The organism is Vibrio crassostreae 9ZC13 (genome assembly GCF_000272045.2).
In the GTDB taxonomy this organism is placed as follows: Bacteria; Pseudomonadota; Gammaproteobacteria; order Enterobacterales; family Vibrionaceae; genus Vibrio; species Vibrio crassostreae_C.
Genome location: NZ_AJYZ02000019.1, coordinates 202,180 through 227,952, shown reverse-complemented (window position 1 = coordinate 227,952; position 25,773 = coordinate 202,180). Strand labels below are relative to the sequence as shown.

The window sequence follows — 25,773 nt, the reverse complement described above, 5'->3', positions numbered from 1 at the left end:
TCACTGATCGTGCATATTCAGTGGCAAAAATAAGTGGGAGATTAATCCTCCACCGGATTTGCTATTTGCTCTACATTCCTGCCTTATCGTTGTGCTATTGAGCCAGTATTATCCAACTAAAGTGTGTATGTTACTAGCGGTACACAAGCAACATGGTAGAATGCCGCCATTAATCTTATCCTTGTATAAGATTGTTGAACCTTTCCATCGCTATTTAGCCAAATCATACCGAGAAACTTATGCCATTTTCCAAGCTTGGATTAAGCTCACCTATTGTTAAAGCCGTTGCAAAACAAGGCTATGAAAAGCCAACCTCTATTCAAGAAAAAGCAATTCCGATTGTTCTTTCTGGTAAGAACCTTATTGCTGCAGCACAAACAGGTACAGGTAAAACTGCGAGCTTTGTTCTCCCTATCTTAGAAATGCTAAGCAAAGGTGAAACGCAGCGTAAAAAACGTATCCGCGCAGTTATCCTGACACCAACGCGTGAGCTGGCAGTTCAGGTTGAACAGAACATCACTAAGTACGCGAAGTTCCTAAACCTAACATCACTAGCGATGTACGGTGGCGTGTCTTACCAACACCAGAAAGATCGTCTTATTGAAGGCGTGGATATTCTTGTGGCAACACCAGGTCGTTTGATCGACATGTACGGACAACGTGCCGTTCACTTTGATGAAGTGGAAGTACTGGTTCTAGATGAAGCTGACCGCATGCTAGACATGGGTTTCATTGAAGACATCAACAAGATCATCGCGCGTCTACCACAAGACATCCAAAACCTGCTGTTCTCGGCAACGCTTTCAACGCCAGTGCGTGCACTAGCGAAAAGTGCAATCAGTGAAGCGGAAGAGATTTCGATTGCCAAGACTGATGCGTCTAAAGCGAACATTGAGCAATGGTTGGTAACGGTAGATAAAGACCGTAAGTCAGCACTATTGAGCCACATGATTACCGAAGGTAACTGGGACCAAGCGCTTATCTTTATCGAAACCAAGCACGGCGCGGCTAAGTTGGTTGCTCAACTTGAGAAACGTGGTATTCAAGCGGAAGCTTTCCACAGTGGACGTAGCCAAGCGATTCGTGAAAAAATCTTGGCTGACTTTAAGAAAGGTCGCCTAAAATACTTAGTCGCGACGGGTGTTGCTGCTCGTGGTATCGATATCGACAACCTAAGCCGCGTAGTGAACTACGACATGCCATTCCCAGCAGATGATTATGTTCACCGTATTGGTCGTACAGGCCGTGCTGATGCATCTGGCGAAGCGATCTCTTTCCTATCAAAAGATAACTTCAAAAACCTGTGCATTATTGAAAAGCGTCTTGGTCACTTGATTGAACGTCGCGTTGTTGAAGGTTTCGAACCACGCAAAGAAGTACCCATTTCAGTATTGAACTTCGTTCCTAAGAAGAAAAGAGAACAGCAACAAGACTAAGTAATTTCAGCGACAGAAAATGCAAAGTTGCATTAACCAAAAGAAAAGTCGCGTTAGCCAAAATGAAAATAAAACGAAGCCCTATGTGGCTTCGTTTTGTTCTTTGAAATACATATAACGTTGAGGCAATAAGATGATCACTCCTATCGCAACGAGATTAACCCGCGGCCAAGACCTAAAGCTAGAGATCCAGAGGCTAGTGACAGCGCACAATATCTCCGCGGGCTCTATCGCGTCTTGTGTCGGATGTGTTTCTCAACTCAATATTCGTCTGGCTAATGCAAACAATACCAAGCTAATCACAGCTCCGTTCGAAATTGTGTCTGTAATGGCAACGCTAACCCCAAACCACCAACATGTTCATATATCCGTTGCTAATGAAAATGGCGATTTGATAGGTGGGCATTTGCTTGAAGGGACGATTATCGCAACCACGGCGGAATTGATTGTTCACCGCTATGATACCTTGACCTTCAACAGAGAGCATGACGATTCGACGGGTTACACTGAACTTACTATCAGCAATAGCAAATAACTGATTTACCCATAGCAACACCAAACGCCCCATACAAAGCGATACTACCAAACAGCAATTAGGAAACACGATGGCTCCAAACTCCGCAGATTCCGTTATCGTTCTCGATTTCGAGACCACAGGCTTATCACCAAATATGGGCGACCGAGCGATTGAGATCGGTGCGGTTAAACTCGTTAACGGCGAAGTCGTCGACACCTTCCAGCAGCTCATGAACCCGGGATTTCGTGTGAGTGGATTCATTGAAGGTTATACCGGAATCAGTAACCGTATGTTAAGCACAGCGGCCAGTTGTAGTGAAGTGATGGATGAGTTTGCAGACTTCATTCAAGACAGCCAACTTGTCGCTCACAATGCCTCATTTGATAAGCGCTTTCTTGATGCGGAATTAGATAATATTGGTCGCGATTACAATGGACAGTTCGCTTGCTCAATGTTGATAGCTCGTCGTCTAATCCAAGACGCACCAACTCATAAGCTAGGCGACCTTGTGCGTTTCAAAAATATCGACAACGACGGTACTTTCCACAGAGCGTTAGCCGATTCAGAAATGACAGCAAGGTTGTGGTTATTAATGATCGATGAGCTGCAGAGTGACCACGGTATTCAACAGCCGAGCTTCCAATTGATGCAGAAAATATCGAAGACAGCCAAAGGTTCGATTCCAAAACTACTGATGAGCAACAGGGGTTAGGTTCCGAAATTCACCTTAAAGTGGGATGAAAGGCTAGCTCGACAATAACCGCTAGCCTTTAAAAGGGACGCTCTACTCTTGCAATGACTTCAACGTTCCTTTGAGGCTTTCTAATTCATTCATAAAATACGCCCACTGCTTGTTACTGCTGGTCGCGGCGATATCTACTAAAAACTTGGCTGATGTTTCCATATTTTGGTTGAGTTGTGACTCAAGTTCATCAGGATAATAAGCTTCATTGTTTAAAAGCAACTTCATGATAATCGGCTGAGCAATATGCAGATCGCTCTTCTTTGCCATCAGCGTCGTTAGCTCTTGATAGGTGTTGTTTTGATATTGTCGCCAACTGCTATTGGTATTTACCCACTCTTTAGACCAAGCCAAAATAATCTGTTTTTGTTCTTTCGATACTGAACCTAACCACCGTTCTGCGCGCTCTTCTATTCTGCTTCGGTATCGCTCTCTCGAATCGGCATCGTTCAACGACAACCTTTCTTCATAATAGTCTTGCTGCTTTTCACGAAAGTTCTTTAAAAACTCCCTGTCTTGCTTAGGGCTAAGCTGCATACTCAAGGCGTAAATATCTGGAGCGAACTTATTGACGATTGTGCGAATATGCTCTTTCGTTTGTTCACTTTGGCCCACAATAAAAGCGGGATTCATATCCGACCGTTCTACGTTTTGAATCGCTTCTAATTGCGAGATGTACAGAGGTAGCTGAGTTTCTTTATGCCATTTTTGTAATATATCTAATCGCTCTTCAAGCTCTGATTCTTGGCTATTTGAGAGGGAAACAAAATCTTCTATATAGCTAACGACAAACCAACCTATATTGTTATAGGCGAACTTGGTCCCGCACCCAGTAAATAGAAAACAGATCACTAAAACTAACCACCGGCACTTTCTCATTCTACCCTCTCACGACATTCAACAAAGCCACAAACCGATTAACTCATCCCTTTAAGGTTAGCCCAGTTTTTATAACGCTAATTCTAGCTCTTATAAAAGTAGTCTTAATAAACAGTGGTCGTAAAAACTTTGAGATAAATTGAGACCCAAACTTGCTAATCTAGCTATTTAGGCAAATGATTAAACTAAAAATAATTAATGGCAGTGATGTAACTTGATTTTATTACTCATTTGACGTGATACGAGCCCTATAAATGAGTTGGGTTGACGTATTTAAAATGATTGATATTTGGGAGGGAAGCTATGGCCGCTATTCCTGATCATCCAAGCGATTTAGAATATGAGCTTTGTTATTTTGATGATGGTTCAATAACCACAATCACGATATTGGTTCACAATCGACAGGAAGCGATGACTTGGTATCTTAGCGAAGGAAAACATATCAACGATCTTTATTCGATAAGACCCGATGAATAATGCTTTGGTATAGAGGACTAGGTCGATAAACCTAAGATAAGAAACTTAAGTGGCATTTTGTGGAACACCCTTTACTGCAATGCCATTAATTAGCAATGTCGTTAATTAGACATATCGCAGCAAAGGGATTCAGTCTCGAATTACTTCAGGATTCGGGCGCGGAATTGACGACCCTTCATTTTACCTGATTCGATTTTGTTCAGTGCTTTTTTAGCCACAGATCTTTCTACCGCTACGTAAGCACGCATTGCAAACAGATTGATCTTACCTACTGATTTACCATCAATGCCGCCTTGGCCCGTCAGTGCGCCAAGAATATCACCAGCACGAAGCTTAGCTTTCTTACCGCCATCAATTTGGATGGTAACCATGTTTGAGTAGTACGGCTTAGCAATTGGTTTTGCTGGCAGTTCAGATGGCTCGATTGGCATGTCCATGTACTCATCAATTTGAGCAACACGGTACATCTCTTTTTCGCTAAAGAAGCTGATCGCTACGCCTTTGCTTCCTGCACGGCCAGTACGACCAATACGGTGTACGTGAACTTCAGGGTCGCGAGACAATTCAAAGTTGAACACAGCATCTAGGTTATCAACATCAAGACCGCGAGCCGCAACGTCTGTCGCCACTAGAATCGAGATGGTTTTGTTTGAGAACTGAACCAAAGCTTGGTCACGTTCACGCTGTTCCATGTCACCATGAAGTTCGATAACACTGAAACCGCGGTGGCTTAGCTCATCGTTTACGTTCTGCACTTCTTTCTTAGTGTTACAGAACACAACCGCAGACTCCGGTTGGTGATGCAACAACAGCAGCTCTAGAGCGTCATCACGAGCTTCAGAACCTTCTAACTTGTAGAAGTGTTGTTGGATGCTTGAGTGATCGTGTGTTGATTCAACCTTCACCATTTCTGGATTGCGCATAATGCGGTCTGCAACAGATTTGATCTGTTTAGGGAAAGTCGCACTGAATAGCAGAGTTTGGCGTTCTTTTGGCGCCGCTTCAATCACAGCATCCAAAGCGTCTTGGAAACCCATCTCTAGCATGCGATCCGCTTCATCTAACACAAGTGTGTTCAGCTCAGACAGGTCAATGCGGCCTTTCTCTAGGTGATCAAGAATACGACCAGGTGTGCCTACAAGAATGTGTGCGCCATGCTCTAGTGAACCAATCTGTGGGCCCATTGGCATACCGCCACATAGTGTCAGCACTTTAATGTTGTGAATACCACGAGCAAGAGTACGAATCTCTTTTGCTACTTGGTCTGCAAGCTCACGAGTCGGACATAACACTAAAGACTGAACACGGAAACGCTTAACGCGTAGGTTCTGCAGCACGCCTAAACCGAAAGCAGCTGTTTTACCTGAACCCGTTTTACCCTGACCGATAACGTCCTTGCCATTTAGGATAGTAGGAAGACTTAACGCTTGGATAGGCGTCATTTCAGTATAACCAAGAGAATCTAACGTGTTTAGAAGCTCTGGTTTAAGGGCGATTGAAGAGAATTTTGAAGTGCTCAATGGAAATATCCAACTGGTGAAAAACAGAGTGCATTATGAGTGTTTTTGAAAATTATTCCACCTTAATCACAGTTTTGGAGAAACATGTTAGGCGAACACAAAAAAGCCAGCTTTGTTAGCTGGCTTTAACTTCTATACGAATTGCTTTCTATGGCACACCGTGACCTTTAGATGCCACCCATACGCGATACCACTGTTCGCGCGTCAGCTCGATTTTCAGTGCATCAACGGCCGTCTTCACACGCTCAATCTTACCAGAACCAATAATTGCAATTGGACTAGATGGTAAACGACGAACCCAAGCGTAAATCACTTGATCAATGCTGTCTGCACCGACTTCTTGACGAATCGCCTCTAGCTCATCACGAACGCGAACCGCTTGCGCTGAATCACCACTGAAGATGCTACCACCACCGAGACAAGACCACGCCATCGGGCGAATGCGGTTCATCTGCAGTTGATCTAGCGTGCCATCATGAGCCACTTCGAAGTTCAATGGGTTGATTTCAACTTGGTTGGTCACTAACGGCTTACCGAGTCGAGATTGAAGCAGTTCGAACTGACGCGGTGAAAAGTTAGAAACACCGAAGTGCTTAACTTTACCTACTTTGTGTAGCTCTGCGAACGCTTCTGCTACTTCATCGGCATCCATTAACACGTCAGGGCGGTGAATCAACAATACATCGATATCGTTAACACCTAAGTGCTCTAATGAGTTATTTACTGATTGGTAAATATGCTGCGCGCTGGTGTCATAGTGATTGATCTTACGATCTGGAGTGTGGTCACCACATAGGTTGATATCGCACTTGGTGACGATTTGAATATCATCACGAAGGCTTGGTTCAAGCGCTAAAGCCTCACCAAACAACTTTTCACATTGGTAGTTACCGTAAATATCCGCGTGATCAACAGTTGTGATGCCAAGATCAATATGTTGCTTCAGGAAAGTCAGGCGTTGTTGCGGGGTCATGCCCCACTCTGCTGTACGCCAGTATCCTTGCACCAGCTCAGAAAGTTCTGGGCCTTGTGGCGCTATCGTTACTCTTGCAACCATGGGTTGTCTCCTTTATCAATACTGAACGTATCCTAATCTCGTTTTACCGAAGGCTCAACGTAATAACAAATGGCAAAGCTAAACGCTTATTAAAAATGTGAGAGCCGCAGAAAAACGAACACTTAAATGAATTATAACTTGCTGTCTGCCCGCGAGCCGTTCTCCTGAAAGGCTTGTTTAGCCTAATAAATAACGAAACTATCTATAAATTTGAGCAATTAAAAACGATTAAGTTCAACCGTTAAGTTGTCACCATCACTCTGTAACTGAATCCAAGGAGAAGTAGAGCTAGAAGAAGATAAGCTAGGCACATTCCACACACTCAGTTGCTCTGCTGAACCGTGAGGCGCGTTGATGAATTCGACCAGCTGTTTATCCACCTTATCGAAACCAACACCTTCATTTCGAGCTTGTTCGAGTTGAGCTGTAACATCGAATTCATCTTCACCAATACGAATTGAACTGAGAGCAAAGCCATCTTGGCGAAGGTATGCCTGAAGCTTTGTGTAACTTAGGTCCGAATATGGCAGGTTTAAGAGAACCGTTTCGACACTTGAGTCCCCCAACTCCAGTTCAACATACACATCCAGGTCGTAATATTGGGTTAAGTCACTGCACAACAAAGTACCTTCGATCTCACCACAATCCATCAACTCGATATCATTAAAATAGTTTTGAGAATTCGGCAGACTTGGGCTGCTGTTAAATACTGTTCTTAGCCACCAGCTTTCGGTTGCTTGCGCTGAAAATGAAATAGCATTGAGGGACAGCATTAGAGGCAAGATTAGAACTTGAAAGATTTTCATCGACTGGGCTTATTTAGCGCTATATGAAGTGTCCATTATACGTGACCAAACGACAAACAACTGCTCGAGTCGCAAATTTTAGGCGAAAAAAAACGGGCATACATGCCCGCTAGATAATTTCATCACCGAATAACGTAATCCGTCACGTTGAGAACCATTACGAAAGAGAGAATATCACTCTCCCACAACAGTTACAACATGACATACCCATTACTTGTAGCCACCTTCAATAGCAGGCTCTTCAAGCGACAATCTGACTTTGTTACGTTGAATAGCTTCTGGCGGCAAGCTGATGAAGCCGTATTGGTTCAACACGCCTTGATGATCTTGTGACAAGGTAAGCCCAACAAAGAACTCCTCTTGTTCCGTAAAGCCTTTGCGATGCGCTGGAATATTCAAGTACATGTAATAAACCGTTGCTAACGGGTAACGACCAGAGAGGATCGTTTCTTTGTTTAGGTCGTAGTTCACACCTAGGTTATCAACCACGCTCAACCATTTCACATCAGAGATCTGATCTGAGTAAACGGTGTAACCAATGGCGGCATCTTCGTCTTCAATCTTATTAATCAGATCAGGTAAATCCGCTAAGAACTGAGTATGGGCATATTCTCCTTCTGTTCCACATTCGACCCAACTTGAAAAGGTAGTATGGCCTTTCAGGTTGTGATCAATGGCAAAGGGCAACATATGAGTATCTAGGCTTTCACCGTTACGAATATCACTACTTGCTGACCATTTTGGATGTTTAGGATCGTTAGAACAACCAAACACATCAATTAATTCAGCGACGGTGATTGATGTCGCAGGGTTATTTTCATTGGCTAGAATCGCAATCACTTCAGCGGTAAACATCAGCTCTGTTGGCCTATAACCGTAACGCATATCAAACCTAGCCATCTCTTTGTCAGTCCACTTTTGGGAAGTGATACCAACACGCGAGCGCTGCATGATCATCTGTTCTGGGACGCTGTCACTCAACAAGATTTCTAAGTCGATCTCTTGGCTCTTAAGCAGATCTTCTACAAGCCCCTGCATATTCGGCTCAATCGCGACCAAACCAATGTCACTGGCATCATTCGCGAACGTCGATGCAGAGAACAACATAGGTACAGCAGCAAGCAGTAAGCCCGATTTATTCGATAGACGTTTCATTACTGGCCTCCTACTGGATCAATCGACGTTTTAGACTCAACATCGCTATTACTATCGAGCTGCATTTCTGAAGTGAAGATGTTCCAAGATGGATTCACTTCCATGCTTTCTGTCTTAATCACCGCAATCGTTCTACGCTTACGCTTGTGAAGGTGCTGAGTTAAACTGGTTATCTGAGTAAACTCTTGTTCGAAGATACGCTCACCATTGATGCCTCTATCAATCAATGCGTCTCGAATCACGCCAGTTCTTTTCTTGGCCAATGCTTTGTTATAAACGTTTGTACCTTCAGCACTGGTATCTCCGACCAAGGTAACCGAAGCATCAGGCTGCTCTCCTAGTAAACGCACCAACTCATTTAATACAGCGGTATGATCAGGTTTAAGGTCATACTTATCAAAATCAAATGCCACACTTAATACTTCAACATCTTCGACAATTTTCCAATTAGCACACCCTTTAATGTCTACCGTTACACCTTCTGGCGTATCGGCACATAGATCTCGCTGGTTAATCACACCATCTCGGTCATTATCCGCTAAGTCATCAATTTGGTGGCGTGTCATTGTCGTATCAGGCGTTTCTACACATCCCATTAGCAAGATAGAGCTAAGTAGCGCTAGTTTAAAATATCTCATTACTTATTCTCCCCTTGCCACTCTTCTGGATGTTCAATCCTCAACGCATACGTCAACATACCCATCGCATTTAACACTCGATAAGCCGCTAACGTTTGATCATATTCAGTGCTGATGAAGTTTCTTCGAGCCAAAAACACTTCTACTTTTGCATCCAGTACATCAAGAAGGCTTCGTCTGCCAACATTGAATTGCTGGATATAGCCAAGCTCTGCAATTTTCGCTGCATCAACATTCTGTTGAAGTAAGGATTTTTGCTGCTCAAGCATTTTGTAAGCGTTCCAAGCCAGTTGTGTACCTTCTCGAACCTCACGCTCTGTTCGTAATCGGATCGCCCTTGCCTCTTCCACTCGCCAAGCTGACGATTCAACCCTGGAGTCGGTAGAGAAGCCATTAAACAGGTCATAATCCATCGTCAACATGATACGTGCATCTTCATCGACACCGCCTGGCGGGTTAGATACGTTGTCATTCTTATTGGCATGAAGCTCAAGTTTTAGTTCTGGGTAGTAATCCCCTTTCTCGCGGCGCATCTCTTTACGAGCCGCGTCGATATCAAGCAAAGAGGCTTTGATTTCAGGGTGATTCTCGACAGCTTGTTCAAGTGCGACCTGTGCTGAGCTTGGTAATAGAGCGTAATCAAACCGGGGGTAAACCAAGTTCACCGCAGGTTTGCCAACCAAGCGTAGATACTGAGTTTGCAAATCAAACAGGTTGTTCTGAGCGGCGATAAGTGAAGACTGCGCGGTCGCGACACGGGCGGAGATTTGAGCCAGATCCGAGTTGCTACTCAAGCCTTTGCTCTTTTTATCTTGGATATCTTGATAGATCTCTTGGTGCTCTTTTACATTACGCTTAGACAATTCAAGTAGCGTCTCTGCTTTTAGGATATCGAGGTAATTTCTCACCACATCTAACGATACGTTTTCAGCTCGCGAAATCAGAGTTAGACGCTCAGCTTCTGCTTCGAACGTCAGTCGATCGACATTCGATGTGGTTTTAAAACCATCAAATAGTAACTGGGATACTTTAACGCCAATTTCCGTTCTCGTTAGGCCTCGATCATCGGTATCAAGTTTGCTACCACTGTTGTAGCGCGTTTCTTCATAACCTGCTGCCGCGTACAAGTTCACTTGCGGCATATACAAACCACTCGCCGCGTCTCCGTCTCTGACCACCGATTGGTATCGGGAGTATTGCGCCAATATCTCTGGGCTATAGTCGATGGCAAAGGCCACGGACTCTTCTAATGAAGCTGCTTGAGACAGCCCACTCATTAGCAAGCAAGAAGAGAGTAAGAATTTTGAATGCATTACACTTCCTTTTATATTTATGCTTTAACCCACTTCATCGTTCACGAAGTGAGTTTTCCTTAGCTCGTAAAATAGGTTTTAACCAATAACTCAATACTGTTTTCTCTCCGGTTAATATATCGACCGCGACTTGCATCCCTGGGATAATGCTAAAGGCAGAGTTTTGTTGCTGGTCTTCGTTTAACTGAATATGGGCACGATAATAGGCGTTTCCGTCTTCCGTTTGTAAGGCGTCGGCACTCACGTAAATCACCTCGCCTTTAAGTCCGCCATAAATGACGAAATCGTAGGCCGTGAATTTCACTGTTGCACCTAACCCGTTATGAACAAACGCAATATCTTGCGGAGAGATTCTCGCTTCAACAATCAGGTCACTGTTTGATGGAATGATCTCAATGATCGGCTCGCCGGGACGAACTACACCACCAATGGTACGCACAAAGATCTCTTTGACTGTGCCATCAACGGGCGCGACAATTTCAGTACGCTTGAGTTGGTCGGCAATCGCCTGCTGGCTTTCGTTCAGCTGCGCTATCTTGCTCGCCACTTCATTCAACTGGCCTTGCACTTTGGTACGAAAATCTAAAGCGATACTTCGATGATCCGCTATCGACTCTGAGTAGGCAGCTATCTGCTTCTGCGCTGCTACTTTTGAGCTAGCAATATCACCTTTGAGTTTGACTACATCACGGTTGAGTTTAAGTAGCTCAACTTCCGCAACAGCACCGCTCGCTACCACGTCTTTCAGCATGTTGCGCTCACGAATCACAATCTCGAGGCTGCTTTCAAGAGTCTGGATATTGTTAAACGTATCGACACGAGCTTGGTCTTGTTGCTCGATACGAAGTGCCGCCTCTTCCAGTTCAGACTTCAACTGTCCTAAACGTTCTCGGTAGTTCGCCTTGGCATTCATTAACGCAGGGTGGCTTGATACATCAACCGCAATATCTTGAGGCACCAAGACCACTCGCTCATACCACTCTTTCGCATCGTTATTTAAAACGACCGTCGACAGCTCAGCCTTTAATCTTAATTGCTGAGCAAGCAAGGTATCCGCTTGTTGAGCCGACTCTAAAAACGCCGCCTTAAAACGTGTGTCTTCTAACTTAGCTAGAGGTTGCCCCTTCACTACAGATTGGCCTTGTCGCACCATGATCTCTTGAACCAGTCCACCTTCTAAGCTCTGAATGGTTTGCACCGAAAGACTTGGAACGACTTTACCTTCACCGATCACGACTTCTTCTAATGTTGCCCACGTAGCCCAACCGATAATTGATACAATGAGTAGAGCACTCAACCAAATCAGCTTTCGAGAGCGGAATGCTAAGTGGTTGTTGGTCCATTGAATATCATTACTCATGACGACCTCCCTTCACCACAGATACCGTCTTAAACCGGCTCGTACCTTTAGGTACACTTTTCTTCTGTAAAGAGAGAATTTCTTTAGGTTCACCTTCTGCCACGATTTGACCTTTATCCAATACAATCACTCGATCACACATCATCAAGAATGAAGACTTATGGGAGCTGATTAGCATTGAGGTTTCTCTCGGCATACTTTGCAGCGCATTAAAGAACTGAATCTCGGCCTGATTATCTAGCGCGCTGGTGGGCTCATCCATGATCAATAACTTTGGACAACGATACAGAGCTCTCGCAATGGCAACGGCTTGGCGCTGACCACCAGAAAGTAACCGACCACCCTCACCGACAGGTGTTTCAAGGCCATTGCTTAGGCGCCCCATGTAACCATTCAAACCCGACTGTTGAAGAGCTTGTCTTAGCTTTTCTTCATCAACGTTGGTCGCACCAAGCGTAACGTTGTCGTAAACACTGCCAAAAATAAGATTAGTGGTTTGCCCTACCCAACCCATGCCACTACGCAGAACGCTGGTTGGCCATAATTGCCCATCGATTTCTTGATAGAAAGCTTGTCCTGTTGTTGGCAAATACTGGCGCGCAACAATCGATAGTAGAGTTGTTTTACCCGCGCCTGCCGCACCGACAAGACCAACTCGCTCACCCGGTTTGATCTCTAGGGAAATCTCCTTTAATGCAGGGCTTTGAGTCTCTGGATAAGTAAACGTCACTTCATCTAACCTAACCCCACCATCAAAGTCTCCTTTGTCGATAACTTGGTGTTTGGACTCTTCCTGAGGTAGCTCCATAATCTGATTCAGCCCTTCAACGGCCGAACGTGTTTGCTGGAACCTCAGCAATAGAAGAGAAAGCTGGTTCACCGAACTTGCAGCGCGCCCACTCAACATCACAACGGCTATCAAACCACCCATACTCAGCAAGCCTTCAGAGATCTGATACACGCCGAAGATGATCAGAGTGATGGTAACGATCTGCTGACTGGACTGAATAGAGTGCGTCACGATATTGGAGTAATGACGAGATTGAGTCTGCCATTGAGAGAGCGACGAAATCGTCTGTTCCCAACGCTTCTGGGTAATACCCTCAGCATTGTTTTGCTTGATATCCGGAAGGGTTGTTAAGCAATCAAACAGCTGGGCTTGTCTTTGTGTCGAGAGACGTGCGGTTTCATCGAATGTTTTCTCGACCTTGCCTTTCATCGCGATGCTCAGCACAATCAAAACAAGCATGATCGCGACAGGTATGAACATCATTGCGCCACCGAGCCAGCCGATAAGCAGTAGGAATAACAAAGTGAATGGCAGATCGACTAAAGTGACTAACGAGATAGAAGTGAAGAAATCTTTCACGCTATCGAAGTCTTGAAGCTGTCTGGCAAATGCGCCTACCGATTGAGGTCGATTTTCGAGCTTCATACCAAGGACTTTCGAGAACAGCTGAGAAGACAACTTGTTATCAATATAGCGCCCAGCCATATCAGTCACAGAGCTTCGTGAGCTTCTCAATACCCAATCAAAAATAACAACGATACCAACGCCTGCTGCTAATACCCAAAGCGTGTTAAACGCTTGGTTTGGCACAACACGGTCGTACACATTCATGGTAAATAACGGAACCACTAGCGCAAGCACGTTGATCAAGAACGAAGCGATAAACAGATCGCGATACCAAGGCTTCACTTCTTTGACCACCCGCCACAACCAACGGGTGTTGGATTTACTGTCATTGCGCTCATGTGCCTGAACACGGGCGTCATCAAGCGCTTGAGCACCCACTTGCCAAACAAATGCATCCACTTTAATGACTAAGTCTTTAAGGAGAATTTGTTGGCTTAAGTTGGATTCACAATTCAATACTTGAAAGTCGCCAACGGAGCTTTGGGTTACGACAAGAGGAGACCCTGTCGCGGACTCAACAGCAACAACAGGGAACTGACATTGAGTCAGTAATTCTTTTTTAACGTGGCTCAGCGTTAACCCCGATTTCTCAATCGCTCTTGGAAAAAGGGATTCATTGAGCCTGCCTTCATTTAAAGGTAGGCCAGACACTATTTTGGAAGGGTGACTGCGAATATTAAAATGCTCACACAACCACTCAACACAAGCTAGCCAGCTGTCTTTTTGTTCTACCAATCTAAACTTCCTTTTATAGACTGTACATCCAACTTACAGCGTTAAATTATTGTCTTCTATCATTTTTTGTAAAATTTGTGCTTCTAATGCACTGCTACTGTCACCTTGATACAGATCGTCGTACGTGACATCAGCTAGCAAGATGTTTTGTTGAACGTCTTCGTCACCATTAGGTTTAATAGAAATGGTCACACCTTCACCAGATTCTTCTAAATCTAGATATTGTGTTGCCCCTAGCCCTGTATTAAGCCCTAGGCTTCCCAAAATACCCGAGAGGTCAATTGCATCAGTGTCTGGAGACGCATCAAAATCTTGAATCACATCGTAGCTTGGTGCTTCTGCACTCCCTAAGCCTGAAGATGCGAACACAAAATTGTCAGAGCCTATACCGCCAATCAACAGATCGTTATCATCTGTCGCGGTAATCGTAGAATCCCCTTCAGCGACAAACTCAATCGATACGGTTTGGGGTAACCCGACCGCTTGGTTATTGCCTATCTCTGCAGACGGCTCTATCGTTAGGTCAAATTGATCACCACTGTTGTAGCCCCCGGTAATCGCTAGGTTAGGCACATCTGCCAAGTCCACCACATATTGACCATAGACCATAGAGCCGTGTGAGAACGTCAAACCTGCGGGAATATCATGAATTGTAATGAAGCCCACTTCTGAATCAGCAGGGTTTACAAGAGAAAGGTCTAAACCAAGAGGAATCGTGCCACTTGCTTCTGCCACGATCGAAGAATATTCAACGCTCAATAACGGTGCATCAGGCTCTGGTGTGATAATAAGCGTCATGTCTTGCGAGCTCGGGTCACCCGTGTCGACCACTAACTCACCGAGTACCGTATTTTGATCAACCGTTCGGCCGGTAATCGTAATATCGAGGTTTCCAAACGCATCGCCTGCAAAGAATTCGAGCTCATCAACAGAACTTGCTTTAACGAGGATCGTCGCCTGTATGATGCCACCAACACTGGTGAAAGAACTGGTTTCTGATCCAATTCGAATTCGGTCTAACCCAACTAACCCTGATGGGTCCGAAGTTCCATTCACTGTTACCGTAATTGCTAAAAACTCATCACTGTTAGTTTCAAAGCTATTGGCATCAAGAGGAATCACGATGCCATCATCTTCACTTCCAGTGAGCTGTTCAGGTAAATCGAAGAACTCAACTTTGTCACCTATAGGGTTAACACCTACAGTAAATTCAGATTGTGTATAACGGATATCCGTCGTACCAATTTCTTGAGTAATCGCCTCTAGAGACAGATTAATGTCACCACTAAAGTCTCTTGGTGGCAGAATGACTAGATTAGATAACTGACTTGGATCTAACTGCCACTCATAGGTAGGGTTTCCATCGAAGGTACCGCCATCAGCACCATTGTTTGGAACCAACTCATAGTTGTCTCCGATTTTAATCGCGACAACTGCGCCTTCAGGAACTCCCTTTAACGAAAGCGACATGTTTTCAGAACCATCTTGGTCAATGAGCTCTGCGCTAAGTGATGACAATGAAATGTAGTTATCCTCGTCGCCGACTATATCCTCTGTCACCAAGTTCGCCGCATCAGCGACTGGCTCAACGGTGATCGTGACTACGGTCGTTTTATCTTGCGTATCCGTTTCAACGACACAATCCGCTTCATCGGTAATATTTGCAGTTACCGTGAAGGTGATATCGCCGCTGTAATGTTCAGGTGGTGTTACCAACACATCACTCAAGCGGCTAGGATCCGTTACCGTCCAAGTACCATTGCCGTTATCAACCAACAAGCCAGTATCAGCAGGACTCTCCGATAGTGTTACACCATTTGATACTGTGATGGTCAGAGAGTTAACTGTCTCCTTGCCAGTAGCACTATTGCCTTCACCCGTGATTAACTGACCGTCTTCAACGCTATCACCAAGAACCAGTTCAAGGTTAAGGTCTGTCGCGATGTCTTCTTGAATGGTTGTGGAGTCGGCTTCAACCGTAATGTCATCGACCACAGGCAGAACTTGGATACTAATGGTTTGGGCCGTCGTCACCGTATCACCGCTACATGGTGAGGTCTCAATTGTCTCTATGGTGAAGTCAATACACCCTGCAAAATCTTCATCCAAGCCCGTTAACGTTAGTTTCGAAAGTCCATCTGCAGTGATTGAATAACCGACGATCTCACCAGAAGCATCGTATTCAGCAATCACACCATCACCGGAGATCTCAACGCCTTCAGGAAGTGAATCGGCAGGAATATAGAAAGAGATTTCATTGTCTGGATCACTGCCAACATCGGTGTTTAGCAAGCCAGTGAGATCAATATCTTCCCCTTCAGGTGTTTTAATTTCGCCATCGGGTTGAATCGGGCTTGGTGGGCCAACAGGGTCACAAGAACCGCCACCGCCGTCATGACCAGTAATTTGCAGCGGGAAAGTCGCATCAATATATCTCGCATCTTCACCATCAATCACACGAGCACGAACCACAATATCCAGTACCGGAGTATCACTTGGGCTGGAAATCGTCGCATTATCTAAAATGTACGCTGCGAGCTCTTGGAAAGAGTCACTCGTTAGCCCATCCGCCGATATGAGCCAATTCCCAGAGCTATCTTGCGCAGCACCATTAGGGTGCTCAACAATCAACGAATAGCCGTCGGGAATCTCGATCAAAATATAATCTAGGTACTCTGACCCATCGATATCCGCGTCGACGAACGTCACGGCGTTAGAGATATCAACAGGCGAGCCATCTGTACTCTGTAACAGCTCTGTAGAGCCTTCTAATCGAGTATCTAGCTCGACACGAGCATCGACAGTCACGCTAATGGATCCGGTAATATCTTTAATATCCGTTGCACCAGTTGGAGAGGTATCCGTGACTTCATAGGTGATAGGAATTGAGAATGTTCCGCTTAAATCTTCTGTCGCTGTAACAGAAAGCCTGCCGCTGCTTAGAAGATCCGAAAGCGTTGGCGTTGTTGAGTCCAGTAGAGTATCCAAATCTAAGCCTGAAGCTGGGACCTGAATAACACTCCCATCAAAATAAAGAGTGAGATCTGCAGGTAGGCTATCAATGACATATCCCGTCAAGGATTCGCTGCCATCAATATCCTGATTCACTGAAGGTTCAAGGTTCAGGCCGATTTGACTGTCTTCGATGCCTTGAGTACTGACCACTTGACCGTCTTCTTGATCAACGACCGGCGCTAGCTCTACTTTAAGTGTCATAGGAAACTCGCCCGAATCACCATCGGGCTCAGTTGAGATAGCAATAACGGTGAGTTCTAATTCACCACTAAAATCAAGAACTGGCTTGAGATACAGATCATCCAGTTGAGCGTTAGAGACTTGGAATACGGGCCCTGTCACATCATCAACATACGCAATCGTCAGCGATACTGGTTCACCCAACGCATCCACCAGCAAAGTGCCTTCAGGAATGTTAGTAAGCAGTATGTTGATCTCTTCTGAAGCATCGTCATCCGTCGTCTGTATGAGGAAGTCGAGCTGTATTAACCCATCTTCATTCAAGACCGATTGGTTGCTGATGACTTTACTGTCACTGTCGTATTGCCAATGACCATTACCACCGTCTACCGCGATAGGTTCATCCACAACACCTTTCAAAAAGATATTGATGGTTTTTGTATCACTTGACGCTTGCCCATTGATAGGAATAAGTGAATCGATCGTCGACTCAGTCGCTATTGCTGTTACGTCTATTGACAGATCTTCAGTAAAGGAACTGATGTCTTCTTTAGGCTGAATATAAGCAACACCATTGGCGATAGCTTCGGCAGTGACTGAATAGGAATTATTGCCTATCTTTGCGGTACCATCACCTTCAACAGACCAGCCATCTTGAACTTGGATAATATAAGTTAACGATTCAGAACCATCGGTGTCCGCCAAAGCGCCTTCAATAACGTCTTTGAGGTAAATAGCTTCATCCTCTAGTCCCTTGTAGTCTTTAACAGACACATGAGGAGTATCAGCATCAGGTGAAATATCGACAGTAACGGTATGTACAATACTTGCCGTTTTATCATCTGGGTCAGCGAATGAATTGCCAGACTCTGTTGCAACCGCAGTAATCTCAAACTCAAAGCGACCCGCTAGGTTGTCGTCAGCCCTGATTTCCATTTTATCAATCTGAGCCTGTGTGTAAGATTTCCCTTCTTTGACTGCGTTGCCATTTAACGTCAAATTCAAGCCGTCAGGAATCCCACTAATCTGGTAGCTCAATGTTTCTGACGTATCTTGATCCACCAGCTGAGCTGTTATGTCCAAACTGACTGGGTCTGAGTCATCTTCTACTGAATGATAGGAGAATACGGAAGCCGACCAATCCGGTGCATCAGCCACCGGTAAAACAGACACTGCAACATCAGCCGTCAGTTCTTTAGGATCCGTATCAGTGCTAATGATTGCGTTGATCGCTAGGATAACCGTTGAGGTGGTATTGGATTCATGAAGCGCGGGACGATAAGTCAACTGTCCATTAGGCCCAGTGAACTGACTATCAATCGCTGCCAATTGACTTCCAGACAAGGTGACCTTGCCGTCTACAACTTGAAGCAACACCCCATCAAGGTACAAGCTACCACCGTTTAGCGATGCTTCTGAGAACTCGATAGCAGTAACGGTTTCGCTTTGGTCGACATCGCCGGTTGCCACACTTACAACGATAATCGCGTCATTGTCTTCTGTGGTTTCAGAATCTTCATAACGAATAAAACCTTCGTTATCATCCAGAATAAGCTCAGCAGTACTGGTAACTTTATCACCGTCCGCATCTCGCACCAGATAATCGATGTCATCGACGATCTTAGGATCTGCAGGGTTTGTTGATACATTGGGATTTGTAGTCAGCTGGTAGCTACCATCTGAAGAAAGCGTAAACTGACCGTAAGTAGACCCACCATCATAATCATTAATTAGATTAATCGTGATAGGAGTGCCTGCGTTATCAAAGGTATAGGTAGTACCGCGATAGTCAAAACTTACAATGGTTGCGCCATCGGCACCTGCGAATTTTTCTGTTAGAAATTGTCCATTAAGGTCATCACCCTCAACCATTTCAATTGCCCCTGAACGCGCAACTGGGACAGCATCTGTTACGTTGACAGAATAAATTGCCGGATCAGAGCTATCGCCGTCCGCATCGTTGACCACCAATTCAAAATTGAGGGCTAGATTATTCTCTCCATCAGCATTGGCGTGATCGAGAGGTGCATAAAGGTCGAGCTCTGTTGTCCCGTCAGTATTAAAACGAATCCTAAATATATTGTTTCCATCAGAATCTTGACCGTAATACCAACCATCAGAATCGACAGCTTGCAGTGAAATGTCTTTCCCTGCACTCGAATATGAAAGTGCATCAAACGCAGCGGTGTCGACCGTCACAGAGACAACATCATCGGAACCTTCGATTATTCCTAACGAAGGGCTAGAATCTTCAACACCAACCTGTTCGCTGTCTCCAAGCAGACCGTCTTCATCAACAGAAATGCTTCCGATAACAGTAATTTTAGGGTTTGCACCATCGTAAATCTTAATATCAGATTCTTGTGTATCTCGTGAACCGTCTGAATCGATGGTGACGATTGAGGCTGGAATCGACAGCTCTGTGTCCTTCACACCGGTTCCGTGGTCTATTGACTGGTACAAATCAATCTCAACCGTGACATTCGTGGAACCATTGGCTTCTAAGCTAAAATCTTCAGGAAGTCTCACTTGGAAAACAGCATCGCCATTCGACAATACCGCATCAAACGTTCCATCCCCATTATCTCGCCAAGACAATGCTTCACCATTACGTGTCACCGCCTCACCGTCACTATCAAGAACGGCTTGGCCAGTTGTCACATCTAACCCCAAGAACACGAGTGGATCGTTGCCCGCACTCACGGCTAAGCTTGCACTCGCTGTTGTTCCAACACCAGACGGGGTTGTATCAGCAACAGGGTTTTCACTCAACTCGACCATGCCAGAGCCAATCGTAGGCTCCCCACCATCCGTAATCGAGACGTTCAAGGTTAATTGAGTTTCATCGTTGTCATCATCTTTTGCTGTGATGACAAAAGGAATTTGGTCGGTTCCATTCGTTTGGTCGAGGCCCTTGAATAGTTCAAAGGTGTAAGTAACATCAGTATCGATCTCACCTGACAGAGAGGTAAAGCTCAAGGTGAACGCTTTATTTTCAGCACTTTCAGAGCCGACATAACCAATAAGTTCATTTCCGTCTGCAGAGACCACATAGATGATCTGTACACCCCCACTAAACAACTGCGGCTGATCTCCAACATCAAAAAATACAGACTCAACAAAGTCACTTCCGACGTTGAGATTGAAAGTGCCAGTATCTGAAACACTGCCGTGAATAAGATCTGATTCGTCCACAGCAGCATTGCTAGTTGAAGTTAATATTGGGTCGGCTCCATCCTGGATGATCCAGTCGAATTGCCCTTGTTTTAAAGAAGTGCCATCTAAATCCGTTCCATCAATAATAAGTGGCAGGGTGATGGAGTCGTTGCTGAACAGGTGGTTGATAGACTGTTCTAACACTAATGTGACATCTGCTAGAACATCGATACCACTAGCGACTGCACTCAACGTTAGCGTGAATATCGTTTCACCATTTGCTTGTGCGGTAATCGTTTTACCATCATTCGCTAACGTGTAGGTTAGAGGAAAGTTCTCATCTCCGGTCGTCAAGCCCAAGGCGTCTAACTGCACCAGAGTATTAGCATTAAATACAATAGAAGCGGGATCTGGATTATCTGATCCAGCGGAAACGGTAAACTGGCCGACTACAGTTTGAATTCCATCAGACACATCACCTTCAGAGCTGGTCGTTGTCCCATCAACAACTAGCCCTGCATCACCATCAAAAATATCAATGACCGCAGTGCCGTTTCCGAAATCATTACTGATGTCGCCAGCAACATAGTTGAAGGTGATGTTCTGATCAACTGTGTGGTCCAAATTCCTGTTGGCGACGAACGTCCAGTGGCCATTCGCAAATACGGTCAAGGTGCCTTCGCTAGTAGCAAATGAAACCGGAGAGCCACCAACAATCGTCTTGGTCGTACCATCAACTTCAACACTTTTTATCGTAAGTTGAGTATCCAAATCGATGTCGTTATTCAACACGTTCCCTGACGCAATCTCACCCTCGATCATTTGATAAGACTCATCAAAAACCAGAGGTTCAGTATCTTTGATGACAATAGGTAAACGTCCTATCACTAACTCCGTTGTACCATCAGCATCGGTTTGCAAACCTTCGATGAGCAGAGCCGTCAGAATTGAATCTAACCCAGCTTCCTGATCAATCGCCTTATAAAAATTGATATTTACGTTGCTGCCGGAAATTGACGCATCGAATACTTTTTGCCCATCGCTTCGTGTGCCAATTAGGCTTTGTTTATCAGCCGATACAGCAACGGTTATCGATAGGGTTTGAGAAGTTAGTGACTCTGCGATGCTTTGATCATCGCTAAAAGAGAAGTCCGCATAATCGATGCGAATATCAGAGGTCTGAGTTTGATTTCCAAAAATCCCGACAACAGTTTCTGAGAACACAACCGACTCGGGCAGTATAATGCTTGGCATATCATCGATAGCTTGATTGCCTACCGTATTGAAAACTTTGGCATCAACCGTCCATTCTGACGCCAAGTTTAGGGACGAGACATCTATATTTTCAACAACCCAATTACCTGATGCATCAACAACACCCTCAAACACAAGAGTCTGAGAGCCATCATTAACTTCAATATAAACAGGAAGACCTTCGGCAACATTGGTTGTGCCTTGCATGGTTGTAAGTTGGCCGCCACGAAATGCCAAAATACTAAAACCGTCTAGCGTATCAATGTCTATAACAGGCGAAACAGTATCAATAACAATTTGCCCTGCGCTATTTATTGCAGAAGCAGGGTTACCGGCAACGTCAACAGTATCAGCCTCAATTTGAATGCCACCATCGGAAAAGCTGGTTAGATCCACGCCTTCAACTGACCAAGCACCATCAATCACAGTTGCCGTCAGAACAATGACATTCGTTGTGCTGTCAGAAATACGAATATTGACCGTTTGGCCATCTTCTACGTTCTGTACCGTACCAAAGAATTTAGCCGACTGAATTTCGAAGCTATTGAGGACACCGTCGCCACCATCATCAACCGCAGCGGTGATGTCCGCTAGCGTATCTTTCACGATCGTGTCGGTCGCTGTTGTAGGGTTTCCAGCAATATCGATAGTATTGGCAACAACGGTTAGCTCACCTTCTGCAAAGCTTGAGTAGTCTTGAAGAGTCAGAGTCCAAGTTCCGCCGGATACTTCCGTTGTGTATTCTTGTATCGTTCCTTGGCTATCGGTAATTGAAATGTTGATGGTTTGCCCATCTTCTACATTGGCAATCGTACCAACTAGCACCCCATTCGATATTTCAAATTGATTGTAAAACTCATCACCAAAGCCATCGAAGTCAACCTCAATGTTGGCTAATGTGTCTTTGATTGTGGAATCGTTAGCTGCAATGCTATTGCCAAAATCATCAGCAATGACAGCATCGACTTGAAGATCCCCCTCCTCCAATGAAGAGAGGTCGACGCCATTGACGACATACGTTTCATCGCTTGTGATGGCTGTGGTGGTTACTGTGTTTCCGTTAACATCAGTGATGGTCAGAACAACGGTACGCCCGTCTCGAACATCCACTGCCGTGCCCGTAATCGTGACACTTGGTACTTCAAACTGATTTTCGTAACCGTCTCCACCATCCAAAATATCAACGGTTAATAGTGCACTAGGTAACAGAATATCAAGGTTACCCTCATTCGAGGTTGTATCTTCGTCGGCATATTCTGCAGGACGCGTATCAAAACCCGCCTCAGCGAGCGTTTCATCTAAGGTGGAACGAACATAAACAATAAATGAGGCGCTGGAACTAGGTTGGTCATTTACTGAGTTAGGCTGTTGAGGTGCGCTTTCAATGTTGTTGACGAGTTCGGTGACCACCTTTTCCAACTGTTGTTCAACTGCGGCGATTTGTGGTTCGGTTAGGGGCTGAGCCTCTTGTAAATTCTGAGGTTCAATGCTGACGACTTGCACGCCTTCAACTTTTGGCTGCGTAGCAGGTAATTGAAGCCAAGTCCCATCAGGGAATACTTGCCACACAACACCACCAACTTCGATATATAAAATAGGATCCATCCTAAACCTCTTCCTTACAAAAACGCTGACCTTGAGAACATCAATTTACTCAATAAAAAGCCGGAGAAATCAGCACACTCTCTTTAGTTAATACTAGCAAATAACAAACCATTAACAGTTAATTATCACTAATACGCTGTAAAGTAAACCGATAGGCTGTGACTGCATTCAGTTATATCTATCGTCACAAAATACATTCAATGAATGTGTCATAATGTTGAAATTACTGGTTAAATTTCAAGGAATGTCATGACTGCAACGAACTATCTCAACCAATTGAATCAAAAGTATCTTGCGACTCATAAAGCGAAAGAAGACTTCTTTTGGGATACATATATGGGTATCAGTGACGACCACGATGGTTCGACACTCGCACAGACTCAGTGGACTGAATTTCTAAGCGCTGCCGAACAGATTACTGCTATCGAAACGCAACTTGCTGCTATCGATAAAATTCAAGATCCTCTCGAAAAAGAGAGTACACTAACAGGCTTGAATGGTTGGTTGGCGACCTTTAGATCTCACGCTATTGAGTCTGAGCAGTCACAGAAGCTTAAATCCGATCTCATAAAGTTTGAGGCTGAACTGTTTGAGAAAAAACAGAATCATGTAATGACTTACGTAAATGAAACAGGTGATGAAACAGAAGGATCGCTGCCCGTTTTAGGTTCAGCCGTTAGAAGTAATGGTAATGAACAAGTTAGGCTTTCTGCACATCAAGCATTATTAGATTTAGAGCAATGGCTGCTGGTTAACGGCTTTATTGAGCTGATCAAAAAACGTAACCAATTTGCTCAATCACTGGGGTTTAAAACCTTCTTTGATTACTCGGTGGTAAAAACCGAACAGATGACGACAGAACAACTGTTTACGATTCTGGATGACTTCGAAGCACGCACGCGTGATAGCCATCAACAAAGCCTAGCCAATTTGGCAGAGCAGAAAGGCGAGAATGCACTTCAAGCCCATAACTTTACCTACTCTTTTGCAGGTGACGTTATGAATGATCTTGACCCGTATGTTCCGTTCTCAAAATCATTAAGACGCTGGATAGAGTCTTTTGGTCGCCTCAACATTGAATACTCTCAAGCGACATTGAAACTCGATTTACTTGATCGCAAAGGAAAATACCCTAATGGCTTCTGCCATGGCCCTATCCCTTCTTTCTATGACCAAGATGCTTGGGTTGCGGCCCAAGTTAATTTCACTAGCAACGCTAAGCCCGATCAAATAGGCAGTGGCTATGATGGGATTAACACACTATTTCACGAAGGTGGTCACGCGGCGCATTTTGCTAATGTAAAAATGAACGCCCCTTGTTTCTCTCAAGAGTTTGCGCCGACTTCGATGGCTTATGCTGAAACACAATCCATGTTCTGCGACAGCTTGTTAAATGACGCTGACTGGCTAAAACAGTACGCTCTAAATGCGGACGGGCAACCTGTGCCAGATGATCTAATTAAAGCCATCATCGACAATAAACAGCCCTTCCGAGCTTACCAAGAACGCAGCATTCTTGTGGTTCCATATTTCGAGCGAGCCCTGTACGAATTAGCTGATGAAGACCTCACGCCTGAAAAAATCACGGCACTTGCTCGTAGCAGTGAAAAGGCAATTCTTGGATTGTCTTGCAGCCCTCGTCCACTAATGGCGATCCCTCACTTATTGTCTGATGAAGCATCTTGCTCATACCAAGGTTATCTATTGGCTCATATGGCGGTGTATCAAACACGAGCTTATTTCACCGACAAGTTTGGTTACTTAACAGATAACCCAGAGATCGGGCCTTTGTTGGCGAAACACTATTGGCATAAAGGCAATAGCGTGAACCATAACGGTACAATCGAAAGCCTGACTGGGGAAGGTTTTAATGCCAAATATCTCGCTGACGAGTGTAACTTATCGCCAGAGGAGGCTTGGGCGATTGAGGAGCAAAAAATCAAACAGCTGTCGACAAGAGAACGTGCACCAGTCGCGGATTTGAATGCGAAGGTATCGATCGTTGATGGAGCAACTGAATTAGCGAATAATGCAAAGTCGAATGACCAAATGTGTGATGATTTTGAGCACTTTATTATTGAGCAATACGGTCGATAGATTGAGTTTTAATGCTAATGAAAAAGGCAAAAATGAGTAGTGACATAACTCATTTTTGCCCCAAAGTGAGCCAGAGAGGGGGTGAACTCTGTTTCAAACTCAGGAACTTGCCTTACTTTTCCTCATGCCTAGAGTTCTAACTTTGTCCCCAAATTTCTAACCCACTAGACCACTAGAGACTGATCTTCAATCACAGCTACGCACGAATACGTTGTTTAAGTGTTTCTAAGCTATTGAATAGTCGGTAACTAAATGGAAGTTCTTCAGTGATAACGTGCCTTGAATAGGAAGCTATGTGTGTTTGCACGGTTTGCACCTGAAAATCGGATTTATACTGTATTATGTGCTTATTTTTCAGTTGGTTAAGCAATGAATTTCGGATATGCTGAAAGTGTGAATTCGTGCCTGCACGAT

Annotated in this window: 15 protein-coding genes; 5 read left to right on the top strand and 10 right to left on the bottom strand. The window is 44.7% G+C overall.

The window, feature by feature from the left end; all coding sequences use genetic code 11:
* Window positions 1-239 precede the first annotated feature (239 nt).
* The 3 genes from A136_RS02475 (at window position 240) to A136_RS02465 (ending at window position 2,665) form a co-directional block, all read left to right on the top strand.
* Window positions 240-1,436, top strand: coding sequence for a DEAD/DEAH box helicase (locus A136_RS02475; protein ID WP_017064352.1), 1,197 nt, complete (start codon window positions 240-242; stop codon window positions 1,434-1,436).
* A gap of 133 nt (window positions 1,437-1,569) precedes the next feature.
* Window positions 1,570-1,971: a PPC domain-containing DNA-binding protein gene (locus A136_RS02470; protein WP_017064351.1), complete on the top strand. Its 402-nt coding sequence runs from the start codon at window positions 1,570-1,572 to the stop codon at window positions 1,969-1,971.
* Window positions 1,972-2,041: 70 nt separating this feature from the next.
* Window positions 2,042-2,665 carry a 3'-5' exonuclease gene (locus tag A136_RS02465; RefSeq protein WP_017059480.1) on the top strand — a complete coding sequence of 208 codons (624 nt, stop codon included), beginning with the start codon at window positions 2,042-2,044 and terminating at the stop codon, window positions 2,663-2,665.
* A gap of 72 nt (window positions 2,666-2,737) precedes the next feature.
* Here A136_RS02465 and A136_RS02460 read toward each other — a convergent pair whose 3' ends face one another.
* On the bottom strand, window positions 2,738-3,574 hold the full coding sequence (locus A136_RS02460) for a DUF6279 family lipoprotein (protein ID WP_017064350.1): 837 nt from the start codon (window positions 3,572-3,574) through the stop codon (window positions 2,738-2,740).
* Window positions 3,575-3,877: 303 nt separating this feature from the next.
* On the opposite strand from A136_RS02460, the gene A136_RS02455 reads away from it, so the two are divergent.
* Window positions 3,878-4,051, top strand: coding sequence for a hypothetical protein (locus tag A136_RS02455; RefSeq protein WP_017064349.1), 174 nt, complete (start codon window positions 3,878-3,880; stop codon window positions 4,049-4,051).
* Window positions 4,052-4,191: 140 nt separating this feature from the next.
* On the opposite strand, the gene dbpA is transcribed toward A136_RS02455, so the two are convergent.
* The 9 genes from dbpA to A136_RS02410 all read right to left on the bottom strand — a co-directional run bounded on the left by dbpA (window position 4,192) and on the right by A136_RS02410 (window position 23,262).
* Window positions 4,192-5,571 carry an ATP-dependent RNA helicase DbpA gene (dbpA, locus tag A136_RS02450; protein WP_017064348.1) on the bottom strand — a complete coding sequence of 460 codons (1,380 nt, stop codon included), beginning with the start codon at window positions 5,569-5,571 and terminating at the stop codon, window positions 4,192-4,194.
* Window positions 5,572-5,719: 148 nt separating this feature from the next.
* On the bottom strand, window positions 5,720-6,628 hold the full coding sequence (locus tag A136_RS02445) for an aldo/keto reductase (protein ID WP_017064347.1): 909 nt from the start codon (window positions 6,626-6,628) through the stop codon (window positions 5,720-5,722).
* A gap of 218 nt (window positions 6,629-6,846) precedes the next feature.
* Window positions 6,847-7,434 carry a hypothetical protein gene (locus tag A136_RS02440; RefSeq protein ID WP_017064346.1) on the bottom strand — a complete coding sequence of 196 codons (588 nt, stop codon included), beginning with the start codon at window positions 7,432-7,434 and terminating at the stop codon, window positions 6,847-6,849.
* Window positions 7,435-7,644: 210 nt separating this feature from the next.
* Window positions 7,645-8,589, bottom strand: a complete 945-nt coding sequence (locus tag A136_RS02435; RefSeq protein WP_017064345.1) for a PstS family phosphate ABC transporter substrate-binding protein — start codon at window positions 8,587-8,589, stop codon at window positions 7,645-7,647.
* Window positions 8,589-9,227 carry an OmpA family protein gene (locus A136_RS02430; RefSeq protein ID WP_017064344.1) on the bottom strand — a complete coding sequence of 213 codons (639 nt, stop codon included), beginning with the start codon at window positions 9,225-9,227 and terminating at the stop codon, window positions 8,589-8,591. The genes A136_RS02435 and A136_RS02430 overlap by 1 nt, the downstream gene beginning before the upstream one ends.
* The gene (locus tag A136_RS02425) at window positions 9,227-10,540 is read right to left on the bottom strand and encodes a TolC family outer membrane protein (protein WP_017059472.1); all 1,314 of its coding nucleotides are present in this window, start codon (window positions 10,538-10,540) and stop codon (window positions 9,227-9,229) included. The genes A136_RS02430 and A136_RS02425 overlap by 1 nt, the downstream gene beginning before the upstream one ends.
* Before the next feature lie 34 nt (window positions 10,541-10,574).
* Window positions 10,575-11,900 carry an HlyD family type I secretion periplasmic adaptor subunit gene (locus A136_RS02420; protein ID WP_017059471.1) on the bottom strand — a complete coding sequence of 442 codons (1,326 nt, stop codon included), beginning with the start codon at window positions 11,898-11,900 and terminating at the stop codon, window positions 10,575-10,577.
* Window positions 11,893-14,052: a type I secretion system permease/ATPase gene (locus tag A136_RS02415; RefSeq protein WP_017064343.1), complete on the bottom strand. Its 2,160-nt coding sequence runs from the start codon at window positions 14,050-14,052 to the stop codon at window positions 11,893-11,895. Before A136_RS02415 ends, A136_RS02420 begins: the two co-directional genes overlap by 8 nt.
* A 33-nt stretch (window positions 14,053-14,085) precedes the next feature.
* Window positions 14,086-23,262: an RTX toxin gene (locus tag A136_RS02410; RefSeq protein WP_017064342.1), complete on the bottom strand. Its 9,177-nt coding sequence runs from the start codon at window positions 23,260-23,262 to the stop codon at window positions 14,086-14,088.
* Window positions 23,263-23,511: 249 nt separating this feature from the next.
* Here A136_RS02410 and A136_RS02405 point away from each other — a divergent pair, with 249 nt between their 5' ends.
* Complete coding sequence (locus tag A136_RS02405) at window positions 23,512-25,359, top strand: M3 family metallopeptidase (RefSeq protein ID WP_017064341.1); 1,848 nt, start codon at window positions 23,512-23,514, stop codon at window positions 25,357-25,359.
* Window positions 25,360-25,773 lie beyond the last annotated feature (414 nt).

Bases quoted from the DNA above. Each gene is read 5' to 3' on its own strand.
- A136_RS02440 (WP_017064346.1), bottom strand. From the start codon at position 7,434: ATGAAAATCTTTCAAGTTCTAATCTTGCCTCTAATGCTGTCCCTCAAT.
- A136_RS02405 (WP_017064341.1), top strand. From the start codon at position 23,512: ATGACTGCAACGAACTATCTCAACCAATTGAATCAAAAGTATCTTGCG.
- A136_RS02420 (WP_017059471.1), bottom strand. From the start codon at position 11,900: ATGAGTAATGATATTCAATGGACCAACAACCACTTAGCATTCCGCTCT.
- A136_RS02445 (WP_017064347.1), bottom strand. From the start codon at position 6,628: ATGGTTGCAAGAGTAACGATAGCGCCACAAGGCCCAGAACTTTCTGAG.
- A136_RS02455 (WP_017064349.1), top strand. From the start codon at position 3,878: ATGGCCGCTATTCCTGATCATCCAAGCGATTTAGAATATGAGCTTTGT.
- A136_RS02425 (WP_017059472.1), bottom strand. From the start codon at position 10,540: ATGCATTCAAAATTCTTACTCTCTTCTTGCTTGCTAATGAGTGGGCTG.
- A136_RS02470 (WP_017064351.1), top strand. From the start codon at position 1,570: ATGATCACTCCTATCGCAACGAGATTAACCCGCGGCCAAGACCTAAAG.
- A136_RS02465 (WP_017059480.1), top strand. From the start codon at position 2,042: ATGGCTCCAAACTCCGCAGATTCCGTTATCGTTCTCGATTTCGAGACC.
- A136_RS02475 (WP_017064352.1), top strand. From the start codon at position 240: ATGCCATTTTCCAAGCTTGGATTAAGCTCACCTATTGTTAAAGCCGTT.
- A136_RS02430 (WP_017064344.1), bottom strand. From the start codon at position 9,227: ATGAGATATTTTAAACTAGCGCTACTTAGCTCTATCTTGCTAATGGGA.
- A136_RS02460 (WP_017064350.1), bottom strand. From the start codon at position 3,574: ATGAGAAAGTGCCGGTGGTTAGTTTTAGTGATCTGTTTTCTATTTACT.
- A136_RS02410 (WP_017064342.1), bottom strand. From the start codon at position 23,262: ATGGATCCTATTTTATATATCGAAGTTGGTGGTGTTGTGTGGCAAGTA.
- A136_RS02435 (WP_017064345.1), bottom strand. From the start codon at position 8,589: ATGAAACGTCTATCGAATAAATCGGGCTTACTGCTTGCTGCTGTACCT.